The sequence below is a fragment of the Salmonella sp. 741265050_HSA genome, from assembly GCF_046569445.1.
Classification (GTDB): Bacteria; Pseudomonadota; Gammaproteobacteria; order Enterobacterales; family Enterobacteriaceae; genus Salmonella; species Salmonella enterica.
In genome coordinates this window covers 294,037-320,170 of sequence record NZ_JBKFSV010000003.1, presented here as the reverse complement: position 1 = coordinate 320,170, position 26,134 = coordinate 294,037, and the positions used below count along the sequence as shown (strand labels likewise).

The 26,134-nt window shown below is 53.4% G+C and carries 19 protein-coding genes and 1 tRNA gene; 10 read left to right on the top strand and 10 right to left on the bottom strand.

What is annotated here, in order from left to right; translation table 11 throughout:
* The first annotated feature begins 94 nt into the window (after nt 1-94).
* Genes ptrA through recD form a run of 3 tightly spaced genes read left to right on the top strand, consistent with a single transcriptional unit; the run spans nt 95 to nt 8,353 of the window.
* Complete coding sequence (gene ptrA, locus ACLD4F_RS09820) at nt 95-2,983, top strand: pitrilysin (protein WP_411010812.1); 2,889 nt, start codon at nt 95-97, stop codon at nt 2,981-2,983.
* A complete protein-coding gene (gene recB / locus ACLD4F_RS09815) occupies nt 2,976-6,521 on the top strand; it encodes an exodeoxyribonuclease V subunit beta (RefSeq protein WP_350427348.1) in 3,546 nt (1,181 codons plus the stop codon). Before ptrA ends, recB begins: the two co-directional genes overlap by 8 nt.
* Complete coding sequence (gene recD, locus ACLD4F_RS09810) at nt 6,518-8,353, top strand: exodeoxyribonuclease V subunit alpha (RefSeq protein WP_023993969.1); 1,836 nt, start codon at nt 6,518-6,520, stop codon at nt 8,351-8,353. The genes recB and recD overlap by 4 nt, the downstream gene beginning before the upstream one ends.
* 102 nt (nt 8,354-8,455) lie before the next feature.
* Here the strand turns inward: recD and argA are convergent, their stop codons facing one another.
* Complete coding sequence (argA, locus tag ACLD4F_RS09805) at nt 8,456-9,787, bottom strand: amino-acid N-acetyltransferase (RefSeq protein WP_000588965.1); 1,332 nt, start codon at nt 9,785-9,787, stop codon at nt 8,456-8,458.
* A gap of 232 nt (nt 9,788-10,019) precedes the next feature.
* On the opposite strand from argA, the gene amiC reads away from it, so the two are divergent.
* The gene (gene amiC / locus ACLD4F_RS09800; protein WP_000011919.1) at nt 10,020-11,273 is read left to right on the top strand and encodes an N-acetylmuramoyl-L-alanine amidase AmiC; all 1,254 of its coding nucleotides are present in this window, start codon (nt 10,020-10,022) and stop codon (nt 11,271-11,273) included.
* 109 nt (nt 11,274-11,382) lie between these two features.
* On the opposite strand, the gene ACLD4F_RS09795 is transcribed toward amiC, so the two are convergent.
* A tRNA-Met gene (locus tag ACLD4F_RS09795) sits at nt 11,383-11,459 on the bottom strand.
* A 207-nt stretch (nt 11,460-11,666) separates the two neighbouring features.
* Here ACLD4F_RS09795 and mltA point away from each other — a divergent pair.
* Both mltA and tcdA read left to right on the top strand, forming a co-directional pair.
* Nucleotides 11,667-12,764: a murein transglycosylase A gene (gene mltA, locus ACLD4F_RS09790; RefSeq protein ID WP_000678621.1), complete on the top strand. Its 1,098-nt coding sequence runs from the start codon at nt 11,667-11,669 to the stop codon at nt 12,762-12,764.
* Nucleotides 12,765-12,873: 109 nt separating this feature from the next.
* Nucleotides 12,874-13,680 (top strand): tRNA cyclic N6-threonylcarbamoyladenosine(37) synthase TcdA, encoded by an 807-nt coding sequence (gene tcdA, locus ACLD4F_RS09785; RefSeq protein WP_000117748.1) that lies wholly within the window; start codon nt 12,874-12,876, stop codon nt 13,678-13,680.
* Nucleotides 13,681-13,731: 51 nt separating this feature from the next.
* Here tcdA and rarD read toward each other — a convergent pair whose 3' ends face one another.
* The 3 genes from rarD to csdA form a co-directional block, all read right to left on the bottom strand.
* Nucleotides 13,732-14,619, bottom strand: coding sequence for an EamA family transporter RarD (gene rarD / locus ACLD4F_RS09780; RefSeq protein WP_077248417.1), 888 nt, complete (start codon nt 14,617-14,619; stop codon nt 13,732-13,734).
* Between the two features lie 299 nt (nt 14,620-14,918).
* Nucleotides 14,919-15,362 (bottom strand): cysteine desulfurase sulfur acceptor subunit CsdE, encoded by a 444-nt coding sequence (csdE, locus tag ACLD4F_RS09775; protein ID WP_079965324.1) that lies wholly within the window; start codon nt 15,360-15,362, stop codon nt 14,919-14,921.
* Entirely contained in the window at nt 15,362-16,567 is a 1,206-nt protein-coding gene (csdA, locus tag ACLD4F_RS09770; protein WP_156010470.1) for a cysteine desulfurase CsdA, read from the bottom strand. Before csdA ends, csdE begins: the two co-directional genes overlap by 1 nt.
* 192 nt (nt 16,568-16,759) lie before the next feature.
* Between csdA and ACLD4F_RS09765 the strand changes: the two genes are divergently transcribed.
* From ACLD4F_RS09765 to rlmM, 4 genes are all read left to right on the top strand, one after another.
* Entirely contained in the window at nt 16,760-16,987 is a 228-nt protein-coding gene (locus ACLD4F_RS09765) for a YgdI/YgdR family lipoprotein (protein ID WP_000750393.1), read from the top strand.
* A 346-nt stretch (nt 16,988-17,333) separates the two neighbouring features.
* Entirely contained in the window at nt 17,334-18,251 is a 918-nt protein-coding gene (gene gcvA / locus ACLD4F_RS09760) for a glycine cleavage system transcriptional regulator GcvA (protein WP_000044409.1), read from the top strand.
* Nucleotides 18,252-18,269: 18 nt separating this feature from the next.
* Nucleotides 18,270-18,665 (top strand): DUF423 domain-containing protein, encoded by a 396-nt coding sequence (locus tag ACLD4F_RS09755; RefSeq protein WP_000203913.1) that lies wholly within the window; start codon nt 18,270-18,272, stop codon nt 18,663-18,665.
* Entirely contained in the window at nt 18,658-19,758 is a 1,101-nt protein-coding gene (rlmM, locus tag ACLD4F_RS09750) for a 23S rRNA (cytidine(2498)-2'-O)-methyltransferase RlmM (RefSeq protein ID WP_001045494.1), read from the top strand. Before ACLD4F_RS09755 ends, rlmM begins: the two co-directional genes overlap by 8 nt.
* A gap of 58 nt (nt 19,759-19,816) precedes the next feature.
* On the opposite strand, the gene fucR is transcribed toward rlmM, so the two are convergent.
* The 5 genes from fucR to fucP all read right to left on the bottom strand — a co-directional run bounded on the left by fucR (nt 19,817) and on the right by fucP (nt 25,651).
* Nucleotides 19,817-20,527, bottom strand: a complete 711-nt coding sequence (gene fucR / locus ACLD4F_RS09745) for an L-fucose operon activator (RefSeq protein WP_000642330.1) — start codon at nt 20,525-20,527, stop codon at nt 19,817-19,819.
* Nucleotides 20,528-20,584: 57 nt separating this feature from the next.
* Nucleotides 20,585-21,007, bottom strand: a complete 423-nt coding sequence (gene fucU, locus ACLD4F_RS09740) for an L-fucose mutarotase (RefSeq protein WP_000920848.1) — start codon at nt 21,005-21,007, stop codon at nt 20,585-20,587.
* Between the two features lies 1 nt (nt 21,008).
* Nucleotides 21,009-22,427, bottom strand: coding sequence for an L-fuculokinase (gene fucK, locus ACLD4F_RS09735; protein ID WP_079943949.1), 1,419 nt, complete (start codon nt 22,425-22,427; stop codon nt 21,009-21,011).
* A 100-nt stretch (nt 22,428-22,527) separates the two neighbouring features.
* A complete protein-coding gene (fucI, locus tag ACLD4F_RS09730) occupies nt 22,528-24,303 on the bottom strand; it encodes an L-fucose isomerase (RefSeq protein WP_000724126.1) in 1,776 nt (591 codons plus the stop codon).
* Nucleotides 24,304-24,334: 31 nt separating this feature from the next.
* On the bottom strand, nt 24,335-25,651 hold the full coding sequence (gene fucP / locus ACLD4F_RS09725; RefSeq protein WP_000528622.1) for an L-fucose:H+ symporter permease: 1,317 nt from the start codon (nt 25,649-25,651) through the stop codon (nt 24,335-24,337).
* Between the last annotated feature and the right edge of the window lie 483 nt (nt 25,652-26,134).

The following is a 26,134-nucleotide window of genomic DNA, read 5'->3' as shown; positions in this document are numbered from 1 at the left end:
TGGTTCAGCACAATAATATCCCGTTCTGCTCAGGTCGATGGTTTATGTGACCATACAGATGAGTGGGAATGAAAGTTAATGATGAGGTCCGTGAATGCCCCGCAGCACCTGGTTCAAAGCGTTATTGTTATTGGTCGCCCTCTGGGGGCCTGCAGTTCAGGCGGATATCGGTTGGCAACCGCTGCAAGAAACTATCCGTAAAAGCGATAAAGATACCCGGCAGTATCAGGCGATACGTCTTGATAATGACATGGTGGTGTTGCTGGTATCCGATCCGCAGGCTGTAAAGTCTCTTTCAGCGTTAGTGGTGCCCGTTGGATCGCTTGAAGATCCTGAGGCTCATCAGGGGCTTGCTCATTATCTTGAGCATATGTGCCTGATGGGGTCAAAAAAATATCCGCAGGCGGATAGCCTTGCCGAATACCTTAAAAGACATGGCGGTAGCCACAACGCCAGCACCGCGCCTTATCGAACAGCCTTCTACCTGGAGGTTGAAAACGACGCGCTACCAGGCGCCGTAGATCGCCTGGCCGACGCCATTGCCGCGCCATTGCTCGATAAAAAGTATGCCGAACGCGAACGAAACGCGGTGAATGCCGAGCTGACGATGGCGCGCACCCGCGACGGTATGCGTATGGCGCAGGTAAGCGCCGAAACCATTAACCCGGCGCATCCAGGCTCGCACTTTTCTGGCGGCAATCTGGAAACGTTAAGCGATAAGCCGGGAAATCCGGTGCAACAGGCGTTGATCGCTTTTCATGAAAAATACTATTCATCTAATCTGATGAAGGCGGTGATTTACAGTAATAAACCCTTGCCGGAACTGGCGAGTATTGCCGCCGCAACCTATGGTCGCGTGCCGAATAAACAGATTAAAAAAACGGAAATTACCGTACCTGTCATCACCGAGGCGCAGAAGGGCATCATTATTCATTACGTGCCGGCGCTACCGCGTAAAGTGCTGCGCGTGGAGTTTCGTATTGATAACAATAGCGCGCAGTTCCGTAGCAAGACCGATGAACTGGTCTCTTATCTGATTGGCAATCGTAGCCCGGGGACGCTCTCTGACTGGCTGCAAAAACAAGGACTGGTCGAAGGTATTAGCGCGGATTCCGATCCGATTGTTAATGGTAACAGCGGCGTATTTGCCATTTCGGCAACGCTGACCGATAAAGGTTTGGCCAATCGTGATGAAGTCGTCGCAGCTATCTTTAGCTATCTCAATACGTTACGTGAAAAAGGGATAGATAAACGTTACTTTGACGAGCTGGCGCATGTGCTGGATCTCGACTTCCGCTATCCGTCGATTACCCGCGATATGGACTATGTCGAATGGCTGGCGGACACTATGATCCGCGTCCCGGTAGCGCATACGCTGGATGCGGCGAATATCGCCGATCGTTACGATCCTGCCGCTATCAAAAATCGCCTGGCGATGATGACGCCGCAGAATGCGCGCATCTGGTACATCAGTCCCCAGGAACCCCATAATAAGATTGCGTATTTTGTGGATGCGCCTTATCAGGTCGATAAGATTAGCGAACAGACGTTTAAAAACTGGCAGCAAAAAGCACAGGGCATTGCGTTGTCGCTGCCGGAGTTAAACCCCTATATTCCTGATGATTTCACGCTTGTGAAGAATGACAAAAACTACGTGCGGCCAGAACTGATTGTCGATAAAGCAGATTTGCGCGTGGTTTATGCGCCGAGTCGTTATTTCGCCAGCGAGCCAAAAGCTGACGTGAGCGTGGTATTGCGTAATCCGCAGGCGATGGACAGCGCCCGCAATCAGGTACTGTTCGCCCTTAATGATTATCTGGCGGGAATGGCGCTCGATCAGCTCAGCAACCAGGCGGCAGTGGGCGGCATTAGCTTTTCTACTAATGCCAACAATGGTCTGATGGTCACTGCGAACGGTTATACCCAGCGTTTGCCGCAGCTTTTCCTGGCGTTGCTGGAAGGATATTTTAGCTACGACGCCACGGAGGAACAGCTGGCGCAGGCGAAATCCTGGTATACGCAGATGATGGATTCTGCGGAGAAGGGAAAAGCCTACGAACAGGCGATTATGCCAGTGCAGATGATTTCGCAGGTGCCTTATTTTTCCCGTGATGAACGTCGCGCTTTGCTGCCGTCCATTACGTTGAAAGAGGTGATGGCCTATCGTAATGCGTTAAAAACGGGCGCTCGTCCGGAATTTCTGGTTATAGGGAATATGAGCGAAGCCCAGGCGACCTCTCTGGCGCAAGATGTCCAAAAACAGCTCGCGGCGAACGGATCGGCGTGGTGTCGCAACAAAGACGTGGTGGTTGAGAAAAAGCAGTCCGTAATATTTGAAAAAGCGGGCAGTAGCACCGACTCCGCGTTAGCAGCGGTCTTTGTCCCGGTCGGCTACGACGAGTACGTCAGCGCCGCCTACAGCGCGATGTTAGGTCAGATTGTTCAACCGTGGTTTTACAATCAGCTACGAACCGAAGAGCAACTGGGATACGCCGTTTTCGCCTTTCCGATGAGCGTTGGCCGTCAGTGGGGAATGGGATTCCTGCTACAGAGCAACGATAAACAGCCCTCTTACCTGTGGCAACGCTATCAGGCATTTTTCCCTGACGCCGAGGCGAAGCTGAGGGCGATGAAGCCGGAAGAGTTCGCCCAAATTCAGCAGGCGATCATTACGCAAATGCGCCAGGCGCCGCAAACGTTGGGCGAAGAAGCATCCCGTTTAAGCAAGGATTTCGATCGGGGTAATATGCGCTTTGACTCGCGTGATAAAATCATCGCTCAGATAAAATTGCTGACGCCACAAAAGCTTGCCGACTTCTTCCACCAGGCGGTGGTGGAACCACAAGGTATGGCAATATTGTCACAGATTGCCGGTAGCCAGAATGGAAAAGCAGAATACGTGCATCCGACAGGCTGGAAAGTGTGGGATAACGTCAGCGCATTGCAGCAAACGTTACCTCTAATGAGCGAAAAGAATGAATGATGTCGCCGAGACTCTTGATCCTCTGCGCTTGCCCCTGACAGGCGAGCGTCTGATTGAAGCATCAGCGGGCACAGGCAAAACGTTTACTATCGCGGCGCTGTATCTGCGGTTATTGCTCGGTTTAGGCGGCAGTGCCGCATTTCCCCGTCCGTTGACCGTTGAAGAACTGCTGGTGGTAACCTTTACGGAGGCCGCCACTGAAGAGCTGCGTGGGCGAATCCGCAGTAATATCCATGAGTTGCGCATCGCCTGTCTGCGGGAAAGCACGGATAATCCGCTGTATGCCCGCTTGCTGGAAGAAATTAGCGACAAAAAGCAGGCCGCGCAGTGGTTATTACTGGCGGAACGACAAATGGACGAGGCCGCGGTTTTTACCATCCACGGTTTTTGCCAGCGTATGCTCAGCCTGAACGCTTTCGAATCCGGTATGTTGTTTGAGCAACAGCTTATTGAAGACGAATCTTTGTTGCGTTATCAGGCCTGCGCTGATTTCTGGCGGCGTCATTGCTATCCGCTGCCGCGCGACATCGCGCAGGTGGTGTTTGACGTGTGGAAGGGACCGAAGGCGCTCTTAAAGGATATCGATCGTTATCTGCAGGGCGAAGCGCCGGTCATTAAAGCGCCGCCATCGCAGGAGGAGACGCTGGCATCGCGTCATGAACAGATCCTGGCGCGCATCAACCAGGTGAAGCAGCAGTGGTGTGAGGCGGTTAGCGAGCTGGACGCGCTGATCGAATCATCCGGCATCGATCGCAGAAAATTCAACCGCGGCAATCAGGCGAAATGGATCGAAAAGATCACCGCGTGGGCGCAAGAAGAGACGAAAAATTATCAATTACCCGAGGCGTTGGGAAAATTTTCACAGCGTTTTTTAGCTGAGCGCACCAAAGCTGGCGGCGTGACGCCCCAGCACCCATTGTTTGTCGCCATTGATAACCTGTTGGGCGAACCGTTATCGATTAAAGATCTGGTTCTTACCCGAGCGCTCTCAGAGATCCGTGAAACGGTGGCTCAGGAAAAACGCCGGCGCGGCGAGCTGGGGTTTGACGATATGCTCAGCCGTTTAGATACCGCGCTGCGTAGTGAAAGCGGCGAGGCGCTGGCTGCGGCGATTCGTACCCGTTTTCCGGTGGCGATGATCGATGAATTTCAGGATACCGACCCACAACAGTACCGTATTTTTCGCCGTATCTGGCGACATCAACCCGATACGGCGCTATTGCTGATTGGCGATCCTAAACAGGCGATTTATGCGTTTCGTGGCGCGGATATCTTTACCTACATGAAGGCTCGCAGCGAAGTGAGCGCGCACTATACGCTTGACACTAACTGGCGCTCCGCGCCGGGGATGGTGAATAGCGTTAACAAGCTGTTCAGTCAGATGAACGACGCCTTTATGTTCCGCGATATTCCCTTCAGTCCGGTAAAGTTTGCGCCCAGAAACCAGTCGCTGCAATTTAAAGTGAATGACGCGCCTCAACCGGCGATGACCCTGTGGCTAATGGAGGGGGAAAGCTGCGGTTCGGGCGATTATCAAAGTTATATGGCGCAGGTGTGCGCCACGCAAATTCGCGACTGGCTGCGCGCCGGGCAAACGGGCGACGCGCTGCTGACGAACGGCGATTCGTCGCGGCCCGTTCGCGCCTCGGATATCAGCGTGCTGGTGCGCAGCAGGCGGGAGGCCGCGCTGATACGAGATGCGCTGACCTTACTGGCGATCCCTTCCGTCTATCTTTCTAACCGCGACAGCGTATTCGAAACGCTCGAAGCGCAGGAAATGCTGTGGGTGTTGCAGGCGGTGATGGCACCTGAACGTGAGAATACGCTGCGTAGCGCTCTGGCGACATCAATGATGGGTCTTACCGCGCTGGATATCGAAACGCTTAACAATGATGAAAGTGCGTGGGATGCGGTTGTTGAAGAGTTTGATGGCTACCGACAGATTTGGCATAAACGCGGCGTGATGCCTATGCTGCGCGCGCTAATGTCGGCGCGCAATATTGCTGAAAACCTGCTGGCGACGGCGGGAGGCGAACGTCGGCTGACGGATATTCTGCATATTAGCGAACTGTTACAGGAAGCCGGTTCGCAGCTGGAAAGCGAACATGCGCTGGTGCGTTGGCTGGCGCAACATATCCTTGAACCCGATAGCAATGCTTCCAGCCAGCAACTACGTCTGGAAAGCGATAAGCATCTGGTGCAAATCGTCACCATTCATAAATCGAAAGGTCTGGAATACCCGCTGGTCTGGTTACCTTTTATCACCCATTTCCGCGTGCAGGACCAGGCTTTTTATCACGACAGGCACTCCTACGAGGCGGTGCTGGACCTTAGTCACGCCGAAGAGAGCATAGCACTGGCGGAAGCCGAGCGCCTGGCGGAAGACCTGCGCCTACTTTATGTCGCGCTGACCCGTGCAGTGTGGCATTGCAGCCTCGGCGTCGCGCCGCTGGTACGGCGTCGCAGCGATAAGAAAGGCGAGACGGATGTGCACCAAAGCGCGCTTGGGCGACTCCTGCAAAAAGGCGAGCCGATGGATGCCGCAGGCCTTCGCGCCTGTATTGAGGCGCTATGCGACGAGGATATCGTGTGTCGAACGCCAGGCAATACGGATAACGACCGCTGGCAAATTGCCGCTGCCTCGCACGCGGAACTCAGTGCCAGAACGCTGCAACGCCTGCTTTATGATAGCTGGCGCGTCACCAGTTATTCCGGTTTGCAGCAGCGGGGACATAGCGTGGCGCAAGATCTTATTCCTCGTCTCGACATTGACGCCGCAGGCGTTGGCGAAGCGGCGGAAGCGCCGGCAATGACGCCGCATCACTTTCCTCGCGGGGCATCGCCGGGAACATTTTTGCACAGCCTGTTTGAAGAGCTTGATTTTACTCAACCGATAAACCCCCAATGGGTACAGGAAAAACTGGAGCTGAGTGGTTTTGAAACGCGATGGGAGCCCGTACTTACCCGCTGGCTGGACACCGTGTTGCACGTTCCCCTTAACGAGACGGGCGTTAGTCTGGGCGTGCTGACCGAGCGTGAAAAACAGGTCGAAATGGAGTTTTATTTGCCGATTGCCCAGCCGCTTACCGCCGGAGAGCTGGATGCGTTGATTCGTCGATACGACCCGCTTTCAGCAGGTTGCCCTGCGCTGGATTTCATGCAGGTTCGCGGCATGTTAAAGGGCTTTATCGACCTGGTGTTCCGTTATGAGGGGCGCTATTACCTGCTCGACTATAAATCTAACTGGCTGGGCGAGGATAGCGCTGCTTATACCCAGACGGCGATGGCTGCGGCGATGCAGGCGCATCGCTATGATTTGCAGTACCAGCTTTATACGCTGGCATTGCACCGTTACCTTCGTCATCGAATGGCGAATTACGACTATGAACGCCATTTCGGCGGCGTCATCTATCTCTTTTTACGCGGGGTGGATAGCGAACGTCCGCAGCAGGGTATTTTTACCACTCGTCCTGCGGCGGCGTTAATTAACCAACTGGATGATATGTTTGCAGGTGAAATGAGTGAGGAGGCGCAATGACAATCCAGGAGCGGTTGCTGGAGGCCGTTGAACAAAAACTCTTACGGCCCATTGATGCCCAGTTTGCTTTAACCGTCGCCGGTAACGACGATCCCGCCGTGACGCTGGCGGCAGCGCTGCTTAGTCATGACGCAGGTGAAGGTCACGTGTGTCTGCCGTTGTCGCGTTTAACGTTAACGGAGGAGGCGCATCCCTTACTGGTCGCCTGGATAAGCGAAACGCCTACGCCAATCGACTGGAAAAAGCGGTTACTGGCGTCTGCGGCGGTTAGCTGCGGCGATAGCCCCGCGCCGTTAATTCTGTGCGGCGAGCGTCTCTACCTGAATCGCATGTGGTGCAACGAACGTACGGTTGCGCGCTTTTTTAACGAGGTTAACCAGGCCATCGCCGTAGATGAAGATCAGTTATCCCGTATTCTGGACGCGCTATTCCCTCCGACAGACGAGGTGAACTGGCAAAAGGTGGCCGCCGCCGTAGCGCTAACTCGCCGTATCTCCGTGATTTCAGGCGGTCCCGGTACCGGTAAAACCACCACCGTCGCGAAGCTGCTGGCGGCATTAATTCAAATGGCGGATGGCGAACGTTGCCGTATCCGGCTGGCGGCGCCGACCGGGAAAGCGGCCGCACGCCTGACGGAGTCGCTCGGCGCGGCGTTGCGTCAGCTTCCACTTACCGATGCGCAGAAAAAGCGTATACCGGAGGACGCCAGTACGCTGCACCGACTGCTAGGCGCACAGCCCGGCAGCCAGCGATTACGCCATCATGCGGGCAACCCGCTGCATCTGGACGTGCTGGTGGTCGATGAAGCATCAATGATTGATTTGCCGATGATGTCACGTTTGATTGACGCTCTGCCGCCGCACGGGCGGGTCATTTTTCTTGGCGATCGCGATCAGTTGGCATCCGTTGAGGCGGGCGCTGTGTTGGGCGATATTTGCGCCTATGTCAACGCAGGGTTTACGGCGGAACGCGCCCGACAGCTAAGTCGACTAACAGGGAGCGCTATTCCGGCGGGGGCCGGAACGCAAGCCGCATCTTTACGTGATAGCCTCTGTTTGTTGCAAAAGAGCTATCGTTTCGGCAGCGATTCTGGCATCGGCAAGCTGGCGGCGGCGATTAACTGCGGCGACAGGTCGGCAATCCAGGCGGTTTTTCAGCAGGGGTTTAGCGATATAGAGAAGCGTACATTGCAAAGCAGCGACGATTATGCCGGGATGCTGGATGAAGCGCTGGCGGGTTATGGTCGCTACCTGCGGTTGCTGCATGAGAAAGCGACGCCGGAGGCAATCCTTCAGGCTTTCAATGAGTATCAACTGCTTTGCGCGCTGCGTGAAGGCCCATTTGGCGTGAGGGGACTGAATGACCGCATTGAGCAGGCGATGGTGCAGCAACGAAAAATTCAGCGGCACCCGCATTCTCGCTGGTATGAAGGGCGTCCGGTAATGATTGCGCGCAACGATAGCGCGTTGGGGCTATTTAACGGCGATATTGGTATTGCGCTCGATCGCGGGCAGGGGTTACGCGTCTGGTTTGTGATGCCGGACGGCACGATCAAGTCCGTTCAGCCCAGCCGTCTGCCGGAACATGATACAACCTGGGCGATGACGGTACATAAATCACAGGGGTCTGAATTTGATCACGCCGCGCTGATTTTACCCAGCCAACGTTCGCCGGTCGTGACGCGGGAGCTGGTGTATACCGCTGTTACGCGGGCGCGGCGGCGGTTATCGCTGTATGCCGATGAACGGATCCTGGCAGGCGCGATTGTGACGCGTACGGAGCGGCGCAGCGGATTAGCCACCTTATTTGATGAAGTCAGTCGTACCGGATAAGACGAGTTCTCGCCGGATGGCGACGCGTAGCGTCTTATCCGGCCTCCAAATGATGCTTTCGAGCGTAGGCCTGATAAGCGCAACGCTATCAGGCCCCCCTCGTTATCCTAAATCCGCCATCAGCACCTTTGAACGTCGCTGATAGTTATACATTTTTTTCTTGCTCTCAGGCAGTAACTCAATATCGACAGGCGTGAAACCGCGCTCCTGGAACCAGTGAATACTGCGCGTCGTCAGCACAAACAATTTACTCAGCCCCATTTGCCGCGCCTGGGCGGCAACCCGCTCCAGAAGCACTTCTCCACGCGATGAGCTGCGATAATCCGGATGCACCGCAACGCAGGCCATTTCGCCTATTTTCTCTTCCACAAAAGGATACAGCGCCGCGCAGGCGATAGTCATATTATCGCGCTGAATAATGGTAAATTTATCGATCTCCATCTCCAGTTGTTCACGGGAACGGCGTACCAGAATGCCCTGCTGTTCCAGTGGGCGGATAAGCTCCAGAATACCGCCAATATCGTTGATGGTGGCGCGGCGGATCTGCTCGGCGCTCTCCATGACGATCTGCGTACCGATACCATCACGCGAGAACAGTTCCTGTAATAGCGAGCCATCTTCCTGATAGCTGATCAGATGGCAACGACGAACGCCGCTACGACAGGCTTTTACCGCGCCGCGCAAAAAACGTACGGTTCCGGAGTTGTAATCGCCCTGCGCTTCCAACTCTTCCACCCGTGCCTGCGCTTCATTCGGGAAGAGTTCAGAAATGATGCCGCCCTCGCTATTGGTAACGCCCTGAGAAGAACAGAAACCGATCATTTTTTCCGCTTTCAGTTTAACGGCGAGTTGAGTGGCAATCTCTTCTGAGGTCAGATTAAAACTTTCGCCGGTCACTGAGACGGCGACCGGCCCCATCAGAACGATCGCGCCGTTATCCAACTGGCGGTTGATCGCATCTTCATCAATGCGCCGGATACGGCCGCTATGACAGTAGTCCACGCCATCATCAACGCCCAGCGGCTGCGCAATGGTGAAATTGCCGCTGACGACATTAATGTGCGCGCCCTGCAACGGCGTATTGTTCAGACTCATCGACAGACGGGCGGTAATATCAAGCTGGAGTAAACCGGCGGCCTGTTTCACCAGCTCCAGTGCTTTGGCGTCCGTCACCCGCGTGTTTTTGTGGTAAATCGGTTCATGATGATGCGCGGCCAGATTGGCGTCGATTTGCGGTCGCGCGCCATACACCACGACAAGGCGAATACCGAGGCTATGCAGTAGCCCGATATCGCTAACGATGCTGGAAAAATTGTCATGCTCAATAGCTTCGCCGCCGAGCATAATGACAAAGGTTTTTCCGCGATGGGTGTTGATATAGGGAACTGAATGGCGAAACCCTTCTACCAGTTCGGTTTTACGTTCCTTTATCATTGCGCGCCCCACTAGTGAATTATTATTCGAAATTAGTGTATTTTTATTCTGTTTTTGCCCTCTGTGCAAGCGTAAATTTTATGCGGTCCGATCGCTTTTCTTAGTAATGCCGTGAATATAAAAAGAATGTTTACCCTTTTATAGATGACAGATTATGCGTCATTCGCTAAAGTTTCCGGTCAATTTGGATGAACTTTGTATGATCTCTATTTAGTTTTTGCTCGGGAGAAGCATGTCGGGAGCCAATTCAGCAATCAGCCGTCGCCGTTTACTACAAGGCGCGGGCGCCATGTGGCTATTAAGCGTGAGCCAGGTCGGGCTGGCTGCCGTAAGCCAGGTCGTTGCGGTGCGTATCTGGCCTGCGTCCAGCTATACCCGCGTCACGGTAGAGTCGAATCGTCTGCTGAAATATAAACAATTTGCCTTAAGTAACCCGGACCGCGTGGTGGTAGATATTGAGGATGTGAATCTGAACTCGGTGCTTAAAGGCATTGGCGCGCAGATTCGCAGCGACGATCCGTATATCAAATCCGCAAGGGTAGGGCAGTTTGATCCTAAGACTGTGCGTATGGTCTTTGAGCTAAAACAAAACGTGAAGCCGCAGCTATTTGCGCTGGCGCCTGTAGCAGGCTTTAAAGAACGACTGGTGATGGATCTTTATCCTGCCAATGCGCAGGATATGCAGGATCCGCTGCTGGCGCTGCTGGAAGACTACAATAAAGGCGATCTGGATAAACAGGTGCCGCCTTCGCAAAGCGGGCCGCAGCCCGGTAAAGCGGGGCGCGATCGTCCCATTGTCATTATGCTTGATCCGGGACACGGCGGCGAAGACCCCGGCGCGATAGGCAAATACAAAACGCGTGAAAAAGACGTGGTGCTCCAGATAGCCCGCCGCCTGCGCGCGTTAATCGAAAAAGAAGGCAACATGAAGGTCTATATGACGCGCAATGAAGACATCTTCATTCCGTTAAAAGTCCGGGTGGCGAAAGCGCAGAAACAGCGCGCCGACCTGTTTGTCTCTATTCATGCGGATGCCTTCACCAGCCGGCAGCCTAGCGGTTCATCCGTATTCGCGCTATCGACCAAAGGCGCCACCAGTACCGCGGCGAAATATCTGGCGCAAACGCAGAACGCCTCGGACTTAATTGGCGGCGTGAGCAAAAGCGGTGACCGTTATGTCGACCATACGATGTTCGATATGGTGCAATCGCTGACCATTGCCGATAGTTTGAAATTCGGTAAAGCGGTGTTGAAACAGCTTGGTAAAATTAATGACCTGCATAAAAACAAGGTCGAGCAGGCGGGGTTTGCGGTGTTAAAGGCGCCCGATATTCCGTCTATTCTGGTCGAGACGGCGTTTATCAGTAACATTGAAGAAGAACGCAAGCTCAAGACCGCGACGTTCCAGCAACAGGTCGCAGAGTCGATTCTGGCGGGCATTAAAGCGTATTTTGCCGATGGGGCGACGCTGGCGAGAAGAAGTTAACCTGAGATGACGGCGAGTTTATTGCGCGGGTAAGTAGGATGCTGCCCGCACTGTCGTTGCGGACCAGACGACAGATACAAAAAAACACCCGTAAGGGTGTTCATTAAGTTGGTTGCGGGGGCCGGATTTGAACCGACGACCTTCGGGTTATGAGCCCGACGAGCTACCAGGCTGCTCCACCCCGCGTCCGTGGATGCGCACTATACTCCGCTGAGCTTTTGTTGCAACCCTTTTTTCATATAAATCGCTAATTTCTCATGAATTGCGCAAATACACCGCAGATAGCGCGATTTTTAAACGAATTTACATAATGAGATCGCGATCGCATTTCATTACTTCGGACGGTTTGTTATCTTCACCGGGCACTTTCGATTACGCAGAAGACGAGACACCATGAAAGGACGTTGGGCAAAATATGTGGCGACAGGCGTAATGCTGGCAATGCTGGCTGCCTGTTCATCAAAACCGACCGATCGCGGTCAGCAATATAAGGACGGGAAATTTACCCAGCCCTTCTCCCTGGTAAACCAGCCGGACGCGGTGGGCGCGCCGATTAATGCTGGTGACTTTGCCGAGCAGGTCGACCAGATCCGTTCCGCGTCGCCACGTTTATACACCAATCAAAGCAACGTCTATAACGCTGTCCAGAACTGGTTACGTTCCGGAGGCGATACGCGCACTATGCGCCAGTTTGGTATCGATGCCTGGCAGATGGAAGGCACCGACAACTACGGTAACGTCCAGTTCACGGGCTACTATACGCCCGTCGTTCAGGCTCGCCATACGCGCCAGGGCGCGTTCCAGTACCCTATCTATAGTATGCCGCCAAAACGCGGACGCTTACCGTCCCGCGCTCAGATCTACGCAGGCGCGCTGAGCGATAAGTACATCCTGGCCTGGAGTAATTCGCTGATGGATAACTTTATTATGGATGTCCAGGGCAGCGGCTATATTGATTTTGGTGACGGTAGTCCGCTGAACTTCTTTAGTTATGCCGGTAAAAACGGCTGGCCTTATCGCAGTATTGGTAAAGTGCTTATCGATCGCGGTGAAGTGAAAAAAGAAGATATGTCGATGCAGGCTATACGCGAATGGGGAGAGAAGCACAGCGAAGCGGAAGTGCGTGAATTACTGGAGCAGAACCCGTCGTTCGTCTTCTTTAAGCCGCAATCTTTTGCGCCGGTCAAAGGCGCCAGCGCCGTACCGCTGATTGGGCGAGCATCCGTCGCCTCCGACCGCAGCATCATTCCGCCTGGCACGACCTTGTTGGCGGAAGTACCGTTGCTGGATAACAACGGTAAATTTAGCGGTCAGTATGAGCTACGTTTGATGGTCGCGCTGGATGTCGGCGGAGCGATTAAAGGCCAGCACTTTGATATTTACCAGGGAATTGGCCCGGATGCCGGGCATCGTGCCGGATGGTATAATCACTATGGTCGCGTCTGGGTGTTAAAAAGCGCGCCGGGCGCCGGTAACGTGTTTAGCGGCTGATTGTGGTATTCTGCGACAACCGGATTGCCCGATAACGCGATCGCTATCGGGCCTGAAAATAGTGAGCAGGGGTGAGGAATAACCTCACCTTTTTTTATTCTGAGGTCATATGTCAGTGGTGATAAGTGATGCCTGGCGCCAACGCTTTGGCGGCACCGCGCGTCTGTACGGTGAAAAAGCGCTGCAGCGGTTTGCTGAGGCGCATATCTGCGTCGTGGGAATCGGCGGGGTGGGATCATGGGCGGCAGAGGCGCTGGCGCGTACGGGCATCGGCGCGATTACGCTGATTGATATGGACGATGTCTGCGTGACCAATACGAACCGTCAGATCCATGCGTTGCGTGATAACGTCGGGTTGGCGAAAGCGGAAGTGATGGCCGAACGGATTCGGCAAATTAACCCGGAGTGCCGGGTAACGGTTATCGATGATTTCATCACGCCGGATAATGTGGCGGGTTATATGAACGCGGGTTTTACCTATGTCATTGACGCCATTGACAGCGTTCGTCCAAAAGCCGCGCTGATTGCGTACTGTCGCCGATATAAGGTTCCTTTAGTGACCACTGGCGGCGCAGGCGGGCAGATCGATCCGACGCAAATCCAGGTCGCTGATTTGGCGAAAACCATCCAGGATCCGCTGGCGGCAAAACTGCGCGAGAGATTGAAACATAATTTTGGCGTAGTGAAGAACAGTAAAGGTAAGCTGGGCGTGGACTGTGTTTTTTCCACTGAAGCGCTGGTTTACCCACAGGCGGACGGTTCCGTATGCGCGATGAAAGCTACCGCAGAAGGGCCAAAACGGATGGATTGCGCCTCTGGCTTCGGCGCGGCGACGATGGTGACGGCAACGTTCGGTTTTGTCGCCGTTTCCCATGCGCTGAAGAAGATCATGGCTAAAGCGGCGCGACAAGAATAAAAGGACGGGGCGGAGTGTCACGCAGACGCGTATCCGGCCCTGCGCCCTTTGTTAGCGAAAGAAGCGTTGTACTCTGCCGAACACCGGTTTCAGACGGGCGCGGAGATAATGGGAATATAAATTTTCAGATATGCATAGAAACAACCCGAACCATACTGCACAAAAGCAGAGCAGTTCCGCGTAATTAATGTGCTCGCCAAATATCATAATGGCAAGTAAGAACTGTAAAGACGGCTCTATATATTGCGCCAGTCCGGTGACAATCAACGAGGTGTGATTTAACGCGATGGCAAATAATACCAGTGGAATGATCGTCACTGGCGCCGTCATGACATACAAAAAGAAAGGAGTATTAGCGGATATAATTGGTCCGCTATCGCTAAAGAGAAAAATTAATAGTGAGACAGGCAATGCCCATAATGTTTCAATCGTTATCGATGTCATCACATCATAATGTATAAACTTTCGCGCCAGGCCATATAGCGCAAATGATAATCCCATGGTTAGCGCCAACGCCGGGAAATGCCGTAACATGATAATTTGAAAAGTCAGGCCACAGACACCAGAAAAAACGGCGATGGCCTGAAACAACGACAGTTTTTCTTTAAGAAAAATGCATCCCAGCGCAATAACAAATAGCGGGTTGATAAAATAGCCGAGGCTGGCATCAAGCACCAGATGATGGGTTAGCGCATAAATAAAAGATGACCATGAGACAATCATCAAAAGTCCGGCGATCATGCAGAAGAAAAAAGATTTTTTATCTTTCCAGGCATCATGAAATCGCGTTCGCTGCCGAAATAACAATCTTACTGCCAGTAATAATGGAATTGACCAGAACACCCGGTATATCAATATTTGTGCGAGATTTCCCCCTGATAAATATTGATAATATAAAGGTGTTAACCCCCATAATATAAATGCCAGTACCACAAACATGGTACCGCTACGCAGATATTTTTCCACTTATCCATATCCTGTTATAACTTCACCCGATGCGTATGAATTTTCCAGTTCTCCTGCTACGCTACATCGAGTGGCTTTATTTACTCTAAAATCTTCACGCCGTTTTAACATGGATTCTAACATTGTAATTTCATTGTGATAGCTGATAAAAATCAAAAGAATGCTTATCAGGGAAATCTGACGCCGAAACTAATAAAGTGACTGGATTATTTTATCTGCATCGCCTGACCGCCGCGGACGGCGCTGTCAGGCGACAGAATATTTACGCTATTTCAACCCTTATGCGTTGCGGCAACAATCGCTTCGCTCAGAGCGTTCAGCCCCTGACTACGTGAGGCGCTAAGCTGGGCGCGTAAACCCAGCTCATCAAACAGCGCCAGCGGTGAACGAGCCTGTAGTTCGGCGGCGTTTTTTCCTTCCACTGCGGTGAGCAATACCGCCAGCAGGCCGCGGACAATCCGCCCCTCACTGTCGCCGAAAAAGTGCATCGTTCCGTTATCTGATCGGGTAAAGCCCAGCCAGATGCGGTTCTCGCAGCCGGCTATCTCCTTCGCCTGCGCTTTGCATTCATCCGGCAGAGCGGGGAGCTGTTTTCCTAACAGAATCAACTGACGATATTTATCCTCCCACTGGGTCAGCGGGAGAAAGATAGCGCGTAACGTCTCTTCCGTTACCGTTGTGCCGAACGGGTGTCCGGTATAAAGAGGGTTTGTCATTAATCCACCAGCAGTTCCAGCGCGCGGTCAACGGCGTTAACCAACGCATCCACATCATGTTGGGTATTATACGGCGCAAAAGAGGCGCGCAGAGTCCCTGTGACGCCAAGTTCCGCCAGCAATGGCTGGGCGCAATGTTGCCCGGCCCGGAGCGCAATACCGTATTCCGCCAGCAGTGTCACCATATCGCCGTGGTGCACGCCGACAAAATCAAAGGCCAGCAGGCTGGAGTCCTGGCAGCGGAACGAACGAAAGCCCGGACGTTTCGCCAGTGCGTCTTCCGCCAGCGTCGCCAGCCCGCGGCTCCAGTTTTCGGCCTGTTCAATATCGATATCGGACAGCCATTCCAGCGCAGCGCTCAGGCCGATGACCCCGGCGACGTTCGGCGTCCCCGCTTCCAGTTTCCAGGGAGCGCTTTGCGTGGTGAAGCCTTCAAAGCTAACGTCACGGATCATCTTGCCGCCGCCGAGCCAGGGCGACATCGCCTCAAGAAGCTCCGGCTTACCGTACAGCACGCCGATACCGGTCGGGCCATACAGTTTGTGAGCGGAAAAAGCATAAAAATCGATATCAAGCTGCTGGACATCCGCCGGGAAGTGTACCGCGCCTTGCGCGCCATCTACCATCACTACCATTCCCGCCGCGTGAGCGGCGCTGATAGCGCTTGCGAGATCCGGGCAGCCGCCCGTTACGTTCGACATTTGCCCCAGCGCCAGAATCCGGCTGCGCGATGTGATCAGTTCCGGCAGACGCTCAACATCAGGAAGACGTCGGTCACTAAGCGGCAGTTTTATGACCTGCGCGCCGGTTTGTTGCGCCACCATCAGCCAGGGCACAAGGTTGGCGTGATGCTCGGCGACGCTAACGATAATTTCATCGCCGGGACGCAGACGAGGACGGGCGTAACACTGCGCCACCATATTGATCGCTTCGGTGGTGCCCCGTGTCCAGACGATACTTTTTTCATCGGGCGCGTTTAACAGCCGCGCTGCTTTTGCTCTGGCCGCTTCATATTGCGCCGTCAGGCGCTGCGCCTGCGCAAACTGGCTACGATGAACGTTACCGGCGCTCAAACAATAAAACTGGTGCGTGGCGTCAATGACTGCCTGTGGCTTTAATGCCGTGGCGGCGCTATCGAGATAAACACCCGCATCGGCTAGCGCGGGAAACTGCGCGCGAAACTGCGTGGGATTAAAAGCGTTCATGATATTCCTCGGTTCAGTTTACCGATCGTGGCGTAAAAGCGCGGCTGATACAAGGTTTGTCCTAACCATCGGAATCGTCTGTATATCCTGGCGAATTATGTAAAGGAGGTTATGCTGAATAATGTTAGGCGAATGTTTAAGCCTGTTACGGAGTCCGCTTTAAATAGCACAAACAGCTTTAAGGAGAAGAAGATGAAAAAGACTGCCGCAATTATCTCTGCATGTATGCTGACTTTTGCCCTGAGCGCCTGTTCCGGTCCTAATTACGTTATGCACACCAATGATGGACGTAGCATTGTGACCGACGGTAAACCCCAGACCGATAACGATACCGGTATGATTTCGTATAAAGACGCTAATGGCAACAAACAGCAGATCAATCGTACTGACGTGAAAGAGATGGTGGCTCTGGAAAACTAACCGTTTGTTATACAAAAAAAAGCACCGCAATATGGCGGTGCTACATTAATCACTATGGACAGACAGGGTAAATGTACAGGAAGTGAAAAAAGGTAGTCTCGCTACCGTGGTCTGAATCGCAGACCAATTGCAAACACAACAACACAACATCACAACCGTAAGCCAAAAGCCCATCAGAACACGCATTCCGATAAAACTTTTCGTTCCGGCTCAGGAAGTGCCGCCACTATAGGTATTTGCTGGTAGAACCTCAACGGACAATTTATAATGTCTCAGATTAAAAAAACTAATAGGTTACATGTTGTTACCTATTTGTTAAATTCATTCGACATTAAGTCCAGAGGCCATGTCAAAACGATTACCTCCTTTAAATGCGTTACGCGTTTTTGATGCTGCCGCGCGCCATTTGAGCTTTACGCGAGCAGCGGAAGAACTTTTTGTGACGCAGGCCGCAGTAAGCCACCAAATTAAGTCACTTGAGGATTTTTTGGGGCTAAAACTGTTCCGCCGCCGCAATCGTTCGCTGCTGCTGACGGAAGAAGGCCAAAGCTATTTTCTCGACATTAAAGAGATATTTTCCCAGCTCACGGAAGCAACGCGTAAGCTCCAGGCGCGCAGTGCCAAAGGGGCGCTGACGGTGAGTTTACCGCCCAGTTTTGCCATCCAGTGGCTGGTGCCCAGGCTCTCCAGCTTTAACTCAGCTTATCCGGGAATTGACGTTCGGATACAAGCCGTTGACCGTCAGGAAGATAAACTGGCAGACGATGTCGATGTCGCGATTTTTTATGGCCGGGGAAACTGGCCGGGCTTGCGCGTCGAAAAATTATACGCAGAATATTTACTGCCCGTCTGTTCTCCTTTATTGCTCACAGGCGAAAAACCGTTAAAAACGCCGGAAGATCTGGCGAAACACACGTTATTGCACGATGCCTCCCGGCGTGACTGGCAGGCCTATACTCGTCAGTTAGGGCTCAACCATATTAACGTTCAGCAAGGGCCGATATTTAGCCACAGCGCGATGGTGCTACAGGCCGCTATTCACGGACAGGGGATCGCGCTGGCGAATAATGTTATGGCGCAGTCGGAAATTGAAGCCGGGCGACTGGTGTGTCCATTTAACGATGTTCTGGTGAGTAAGAATGCTTTTTATCTGGTTTGTCATGACAGCCAGGCAGAACTGGGTAAAATAGCCGCCTTCCGTCAGTGGATTTTGGCGAAGGCGGCGACGGAGCAAGAAAAATTCCGTTTTCGTTACGAACAATAATTAACTTAGGGTATGACCATGACCAGCCGTTTTATGCTGATTGTCGCCGCTATCAGCGGTTTTATTTACGTTGCTCTGGGCGCGTTCGGGGCGCATGTTTTGAGTAAAACCCTGGGCGTGGTTGAAATGGGCTGGATTCAGACCGGCCTGCAATATCAGGCGTTCCATACGTTGGCGATCTTTGGCCTGGCGGTGGCGATGCAGCGCCGTATCAGCATCTGGTTTTACTGGAGCAGCGTTTTTCTGGCGCTGGGCACGGTGCTGTTTAGCGGCAGCCTGTACTGCCTTGCGCTTTCGCATCTGCGCCTGTGGGCGTATATCACGCCTGTCGGCGGCGTCAGTTTCCTGGTGGGCTGGGCGCTATTGCTGATTGGCGCCATTCGTATGAAACGTAAGGGCGCGAGCCATGAATAAAGTTGTCTTGCTCTGCCGTCCGGGATTTGAAAAAGAGTGCGCTGCAGAAATTACCGATAAAGCGGGAAAACGGGAAATATTTGGTTTTGCACGCGTAAAAGAGAACGCAGGCTATGTCATTTATGAATGCTACCAGCCGGAAGATGGCGAAAAGCTGATTTCAGAACTGCCGTTCAGTTCGCTGATTTTCGCCCGCCAGTGGTTTGTGGTGGGTGAACTGCTGCAACATTTACCGCCGGAAGACAGAATTACGCCGATTGTCGGCATGTTGCAGGGCGTAGTGGAAAAGGGCGGCGAGCTGCGGGTTGAAGTCGCCGACACCAATGAAAGTAAAGAACTGATGAAGTTCTGCCGCAAATTTACGGTGCCGCTGCGCGCGGCTTTGCGTGATGCGGGCGTATTGACGAATTATGAAACGCCGAAGCGTCCGGTCGTTCATGTCTTTTTTATCGCGCCAGGATGCTGCTATACCGGTTATTCGTTCGCGCATAACAATTCACCGTTTTATATGGGCATCCCGCGTTTGAAGTTTCCGTCTGATGCGCCGAGCCGCTCAACGCTGAAACTGGAAGAGGCGCTCCACGTTTTCATCCCGGAAGATGAGTGGGATGAACGTCTGGCGAACGGCATGTATGCGGTGGATTTGGGCGCCTGTCCCGGCGGATGGACGTACCAGTTAGTGAAGCGCAATATGTGGGTCTACTCCGTAGATAACGGCCCGATGGCGCAAAGCCTGATGGACACCGGACAGGTGACCTGGTTGCGTGAGGATGGCTTCAGGTACCGTCCGAACCGGAATAATATTTCATGGATGGTCTGCGATATGGTGGAGAAGCCGGCCAAAGTCACCGCGTTAATGGCGCAGTGGCTGGTGAACGGCTGGTGTCGGGAGACGATTTTTAACCTTAAACTGCCGATGAAAAAACGCTATGAAGAGGTATCGCATAATCTGGCGTATCTTCAGGCGCAGTTGGATGAGCATGGCGTTAATGCGCAGATCCAGGCGCGTCAGCTTTATCACGATCGTGAAGAGGTGACGGTACATGTGCGTCGGTTGTGGGCGGCTGTTGGCGGGCGTCGCGACGAGCGATAAAAACGCGCTGCCGTCGTCCGGCGCGTCATCAGCGCCGGATGGCGCACGCTTGTCCGGCCTATGACTGCGGCGCATCTGAAACAATATGCGTCACGTCATCCAGATGGCCGATGCGCGCCTCTCCTGAACGATTAAATTTACTTTTATCAATCAATAATAAAGACTGCGAGGCGCGCCTGAGCAGGATAGATTTAAAATCGGCGTTGATCGCATTGGAGTCCCACAGATCGCCGCCGCCGTCGATCCCCTCGCAGGAAAAGATGAACAGATCGATATCAAGCGATTTTAGCTGTGAGATAAGCGACGGATTAACGTAACAGCCATATTTACGTTCAAGCTGGCCGCCGGAACTTATCAGCGCAATGCGTTCGCGTTTTCCCAGCTCCTGGCAGATAGGATGGCTATTGGTAAAAACCTGAATGGGAATATCCGGCAACTGGCGGGCCAGATACCAGCAGGTTGAACTGGCATCCAGCGCAATCGTCATTCCTTCTTCTATCCACGCTAACGCTTCACGGGCAATATCGGCTTTATGCGCATAATGGCTTTTCAGGCGGATATGGAATGGATCGCCGCTGTCCTGATTTTCACGATGAATATATTTAGCTCGTCCGTGATTACGCAGCACTTTTCCCTGCGTCTGTAGTTCACTGAGATCGCGGCGGATGGTCTCTTTACTGACGTTAAGCCGGGTGGCCAGCGCTTCGGTGGTCAGACTTTTATGATTGATCAGCAGATCGACTATCGCTTGTTGGCGTGCCGCTTTCATTTTTCTCACCCCATCATTCGATGAACGCCCGCGTCATGCGGGCGCACCGGCAAGAGATTACGGCGTTACCCCTTTTTTTAAAAGAATATTTCCGTACTTCGCGCACTCACCTGTGATAACGATCGCAAACGCTTTTTGCGCCCGCTCATAAAACGCATAGCGGTCGATACGAACGATATCCGGGCACGGCGCTTCTAATGACAAGGCATCGCGATAGCGCGCTTCAACGCTGGGGTCGAGCGTGTCGCCTTCCACGGCGGCCATCATCACCAGCGGCGGGGCGTAGCTATCCAGCTCAAAGAGCGGAATAATTGCCCGCAGTAGATCGCTGACGCTAAGACCATCGGCGCGAATCACCTGCGGGCCCAGGCTATGCGCGGGAAAGTGAGCGTCAGAAAAAATGATTTCGTCCCCGTGGCCCATCTCGGCCAGCACTTTGAGCAGTGTCGGGGAAATTAACGGTGAAATGGTTTTTAGCATTTCATACTCCCTTAATAATTTCAGGTTCGGTTTGCGGCCAGAAATAGCGATACTGATAATTGACCTGCGCGCGCGCCTGTTCCGGGCTACTAAATTCGCCTACGCCGTACCAGCCAAACATGGCAGCGCCGGCCACGGTGGTTTCCGCGTCGTCCAGCACTTTGATAGGGATATCAAGTTGATTCGCTTTAATTTGATTCCACAAAGCGTTGCGACTGCCGCCGCCAACCAGTAACAGCTCTGTGGCGTTAAAATGGCCGATTTTCTCCAGCGTGTGCAGATTACGCTGAAGTTGCGCCGTCAGGCCTTCCAGCGCGGCGCGATAGAAATGGCCGCGGGTGGTATTGAGCGTCACGCCCTGCCAGCCTGCATTTTGACAGGCGAGCAGATCGCACTGCATCCGCACGCCTTCCGCGCCAGCGGGAATAGCGCGCGCTTCGTCGATCAGCGTTTGCCATGGCGTTTCCGGCGTCCACAGCAGTTTTCGTACCCATTCGAGTACGCCGGAGGCCAGCCACTGCATTCCGGGGTTATAAAGCCCCGACTGACTGTCCAGTTCACAGGTCGAGCCCGGATACTGACTGAGCAGCGAGGTATCCACCTGACCGCTGCGCACCATCAGAATCTCCCATGTTCCGGAGGAGAGCACTGGTTCACCTTGCTGCGCGCCAGCGCCGAATAACGCAAACTGAGTATCGTGTCCGGCAGAGAGCACCGGCACACCCGCCGGGAGACCAAGCAGCCTGGCCGCGTCTGTCTGTAGCGTGCCTATCGGGGCGCCCGCTTCCACGATACGCGGGAACAGGCGGCGCGCCAGGCCCGTCGCCTGCAGGATTTCCGGACTAAAGTCGCGCTGATGGATATCCAGTAGTTGGCTGGTGCCTGCCATAGTGATATCGGTCGTAAACTCTCCGGTCAGACGGTGGTTAATCAGCGACGAGATAAACAGCCAGCAGTGAGCTTGTTCCAGCAGGCGCGGATGATTCTCTTTAAGCCAGACCAGTTTATACAGCGTGTTAAAGCTGAACGCGCCGACGCCGGAGAGCGTCTGCAATTGCCGGGGCGAGATAAAGCGCTCAATCGTTTCCATCACGGCAGCGGTTCGCGGGCATTTCCAACTGATGACCGGGTAGAGCAGCTTACCCTGCGCATCGACCAGCGCGCCATCGACGCCGAACGTAGTCACCGTAATACCGCGAACAACACACTCCGACAGGGCGCTGGAGAGTGACCTGCAGCAGTCGGCGAAACGTTGCAGGATGGCGTCCAGCGACCACTGATGCCAGGCGCTATTTTCTGCGGCAATGTCGCTGGCGTTAGCGGTTGAGGCGCGGGCGACAATTTTCCCCTGGCGATCAACGGCGATCGCCCGAACGTTTGTCGCACCGCAGTCGAGAACCAGGATAACGTCTTGTTTCATAGATAACTCCATAAACGCCGCCCGATGGCGCTACGCTTATCCGGCCTACGGTTCACGCGCCCGTAGGCCCGGTAAGCCTGCGTCACCGGGCTAAGCCGCATTAACGTTTATACAGCGGGCCATAATTCTGGCAGGCGCGATAATCCTGGCCTTCGATATCCATACCGTGAGCCGCCCAGGCGGAAGGACGGTAGATCTTCGCCTCCTCCACGTTGTGCATACATACCGGGATACGCAGCATCGCGGCGAGAGTAATAAAGTCTGCCCCTACATGGCCGATGGTGAGTACGCCGTGGTTAGCGCCCCAGTTCGCCATCACCGAATAGACATCGGTAAACGGGCCTTTGCCGGTAAGACGCGGCGCAAACCAGGTGGTAGGCCAGGTAGAGTTGGTGCGGGCATCAAGCTGATCGTGCATCGCTTTCGGCAGTTCGACGCTCCAGCCCTCGGCGATTTGCAGCACTGGTCCCAGGCCTTTGATGATATTCACGCGGGTCATGGTGAATGGCACGCCGCCTTCGGTCAGGAAACGGGATGAGTAGCCGCCGCCGCGGAAGTATTCGTGAATCGCCGGGCACCATTCAGTGGCCGCCAGACACGCATCCGCCTCTTGTTGGCTGATTTCCCAGTGCGGTTTCATGGTCGGCTTGCCTTCGCTGTCGCGCTGTTTACAGGCACCGTCCAGAGCGGCAGAACCGGAGTTAATCAGGTGAATAATGCCGTGTTCCGCCAGGCCGCTGAGCGCCTGGCCAGTGACGCGTTCTACGGCTTCCGGCGACCAGTAGGTTCGCACGTCGGCGAATATCTGCGCGGTACCGGTGAGTTGATGGCCAAACAGCATCGCTACGCCGTTCAGACTGTCATTTTCGGTGGCGACGACAAACGGTTCGCGTACGCCGTTCCAGTCAAAAGAGCTATTGAGCAGCGCTTCGGCGGTATCGCCGTTCGGGTATTGATCGGTCCAGTGGCGCTGGCCCTGGAAGCCGGCGGCAATAGCGTTGTAGCCCAGCGATTCTTCAACTAACCCTTTGTCCGCCAGCGTCTTGTTGCCCTGCATCATATCGCGAATACACATCGCCATCAGCAGGCTCTCTTTTAGCACCGCGCGGTTCTGGGCTTCATTGCGCTTATACTGCGAGGCGTTCTGATCTTCGCCGTAGCGGAAGTTTTTATCCGCCCACGCCAGCGCCATCTCCAGTTCGGCCTCATCATAAATTTTTTGATCGATACGGCGGCGCAGTTCGGTCATATCTACCGCTTGCACCTTCATGCCCAGCCAGGATTCAAAGAAGTTATGATCGACAATGGAACCCGCGATCCCCATCGACACGCCGCCGACGGAGAGGTAACTTTTTCCTTTCATACTGGCTACCGCTAACCCTGCCCGCGCAAAACGCAGCAGTTTTTCTTCGACGTCGGCGGGAATGGAGGTATCGTCGGCATCCTGCACGTCATGGCCATAAATGGAGAACGCCGGAATGCCTTTCTGGCTGTGCGCCGCCAGCGCCGCGGCAAGGTAAACCGCCCCAGGACGCTCTGTGCCGTTAAAGCCCCAGATGGCTTTCGGACGCATCGGGTCCATATCAATGGTTTCGCTGCCATAGCACCAGCACGGCGTAACGGTAATGGTCACGCCCACGTTCTGGCTACTGAATTTTTCTTCACAGGCGGCGGATTCCGCCATTCCGGCAATACAGGTATCCGCAATGACGCACTCCACCTGTGCCCCACAGGCGTGGCGGATTTTCTCGGTGATGAGCGCCGCCGTCGCTTTCGCCATGTTCATGGTTTGCTCTTCGAGCGACTCGCGTACGCCCATACGACGTCCATCAATCACCGGGCGGATACCGATTTTCGGTAAGCTGATTTTTTTCATGACAGATTCCTCACGTTATTCGGATAAATGTTCAGTTTGTCGCCGCTTGTGAACGGAAACGGGCAAAAATGAAGATGACGGCAAAGCACAATGCCGGAACCAGTTCGGCGGTCGGGATTTTGCCTGCGGCGTCGCTAACGAAGCCCATTACTGGCGTGACAATACCGCCGCCAATGATGGTCATGACGATAAAAGACGAGCCGTACTTAGTGTCCTGTCCCAGATTTTTGATACCCAGCGAGAAGATGGTCGGGTACTGGATTGACATAAATGCGCTACACAACGTCAGCGCCAGCAGGCCGATATGTCCGCCGCTAAAGGCGGAAATCAGACACAGGAGCATGGCAAACAGGGCGTAGGCGGCCAGCACTTTATGCGGCGCGAAGCGGCTGATAAGCCAGGTCCCGGTGAAACGGCCGATAAAGAAGCACACCATCGTGCCGGTCAGGTAGTTGGCGGCGAAACCGGGCGTCATTCCAGGGATCTCCTCAATGGCGTAGCGGATCAGATAGCTCCAGCAGGCGGTTTGCGCCCCCACGTAGCAGAACTGCGCCAGCACCGCCCAGCGCCAGTGGCGGATACGGATGAGTCGGGAGAGAGAAGATAAGAAAGAGCTTTGTTTAGCATCGCTATGATCGTCACTTTGCAGGGCCGGAAATTTGGTCAGCATAATCAGCAGCGCAACTACTAATACGATGGCGACGATAATCATGTATGGCGTTTGTACCGATAACACCAGGCTGTGTTTATAGGCGCTAAGCTGATCCGGCGTCATTTTATCAAGCGCTTCTTGCGATTGATGCGGCACGTTAGACAAAATAAGGCTTTGCCCAAACACAACGGCGATAATAGCGCCAAAGGAGTTAAAAGTTTGCGCCAGATTAAGCCGGAAATGCCCGCCGCTTTCTGGACCTAATACCGTAACAAAAGGGTTGGCCGCAGTTTCAAGGCAGCCTAAACCGGCGGCGATGATAAACAGGCCAATTAAAAATAATGTGTAATTCATTATCTCGGCGGCAGGCCAGAATAATGCGGCGCCAACAGCATACAAAAAAAGCCCGGTGATAATCCCTGCTTTATAACTGAGTTTTTTCATCAAAATCCCAGCGGGAATTGGAATGACGAAATAACCGAAATAAAAGGCTGACTGAATAAGCCCGGCCTGAAAGTTAGTTAGCGTAAAAGCTTGTTGAAACTGCGGTAATAAAATGTCATTCAGATTATTGGCGACGGCCCACAGAAAAAATAGCGAGCAAAGTAAGGCGAATGGAATAATGTAGCGCTTGCTCTTGCTTTGCTCTGCATCCACAGCACGAAAACTCTGCGTTTGTATTGTTGTGTTTCCCATAGCATCCTCATCGGTTCAGAAGCTTTTGCGTGCGGTCGGTTCTGGTCACCAGACCGTAAAATTAGGTGAGTTCGCTTTTCTTTCCGGTAATAAATTGGCGTCCGGAATGAACTCATGGAGTCATTTTCAAATAAAAAAGGCCTTTTAATATGATGGCGGTCACATTTATACCTGAGAGCAGAGCGTTCTGTGATTATCATCACTTTAATTTTCATAAAAAAATGACCGTTTGAGATGTTTAATTTAAAAAAACCACAGACTGAATGCCCGAATTAAATTATTGCCACGAAAACGGGCAGTAGTAACTTATTCTTCATCTTTGCCCGTTTTAAAAAATATTATTAAGAGCGGGCATTTATCGGCGAGAGAAACGGTAGTCGTCTGGTTTATCGTGGCGAATTAATTGATGTGAATCACAAAATATCGTTATTTAAATTCCCTTCTCTTTATTCAGTATGATGATAGTTGCTAACTATTCGATTA

Coding starts and splice junctions, on each gene's coding strand:
- ptrA (WP_411010812.1), top strand. CDS start 95: ATGCCCCGCAGCACCTGGTTCAAAGCGTTATTGTTATTGGTCGCCCTC.
- recB (WP_350427348.1), top strand. CDS start 2,976: ATGAATGATGTCGCCGAGACTCTTGATCCTCTGCGCTTGCCCCTGACA.
- recD (WP_023993969.1), top strand. CDS start 6,518: ATGACAATCCAGGAGCGGTTGCTGGAGGCCGTTGAACAAAAACTCTTA.
- argA (WP_000588965.1), bottom strand. CDS start 9,787: ATGATAAAGGAACGTAAAACCGAACTGGTAGAAGGGTTTCGCCATTCA.
- amiC (WP_000011919.1), top strand. CDS start 10,020: ATGTCGGGAGCCAATTCAGCAATCAGCCGTCGCCGTTTACTACAAGGC.
- mltA (WP_000678621.1), top strand. CDS start 11,667: ATGAAAGGACGTTGGGCAAAATATGTGGCGACAGGCGTAATGCTGGCA.
- tcdA (WP_000117748.1), top strand. CDS start 12,874: ATGTCAGTGGTGATAAGTGATGCCTGGCGCCAACGCTTTGGCGGCACC.
- rarD (WP_077248417.1), bottom strand. CDS start 14,619: ATGTTTGTGGTACTGGCATTTATATTATGGGGGTTAACACCTTTATAT.
- csdE (WP_079965324.1), bottom strand. CDS start 15,362: ATGACAAACCCTCTTTATACCGGACACCCGTTCGGCACAACGGTAACG.
- csdA (WP_156010470.1), bottom strand. CDS start 16,567: ATGAACGCTTTTAATCCCACGCAGTTTCGCGCGCAGTTTCCCGCGCTA.
- ACLD4F_RS09765 (WP_000750393.1), top strand. CDS start 16,760: ATGAAAAAGACTGCCGCAATTATCTCTGCATGTATGCTGACTTTTGCC.
- gcvA (WP_000044409.1), top strand. CDS start 17,334: ATGTCAAAACGATTACCTCCTTTAAATGCGTTACGCGTTTTTGATGCT.
- ACLD4F_RS09755 (WP_000203913.1), top strand. CDS start 18,270: ATGACCAGCCGTTTTATGCTGATTGTCGCCGCTATCAGCGGTTTTATT.
- rlmM (WP_001045494.1), top strand. CDS start 18,658: ATGAATAAAGTTGTCTTGCTCTGCCGTCCGGGATTTGAAAAAGAGTGC.
- fucR (WP_000642330.1), bottom strand. CDS start 20,527: ATGAAAGCGGCACGCCAACAAGCGATAGTCGATCTGCTGATCAATCAT.
- fucU (WP_000920848.1), bottom strand. CDS start 21,007: ATGCTAAAAACCATTTCACCGTTAATTTCCCCGACACTGCTCAAAGTG.
- fucK (WP_079943949.1), bottom strand. CDS start 22,427: ATGAAACAAGACGTTATCCTGGTTCTCGACTGCGGTGCGACAAACGTT.
- fucI (WP_000724126.1), bottom strand. CDS start 24,303: ATGAAAAAAATCAGCTTACCGAAAATCGGTATCCGCCCGGTGATTGAT.
- fucP (WP_000528622.1), bottom strand. CDS start 25,651: ATGGGAAACACAACAATACAAACGCAGAGTTTTCGTGCTGTGGATGCA.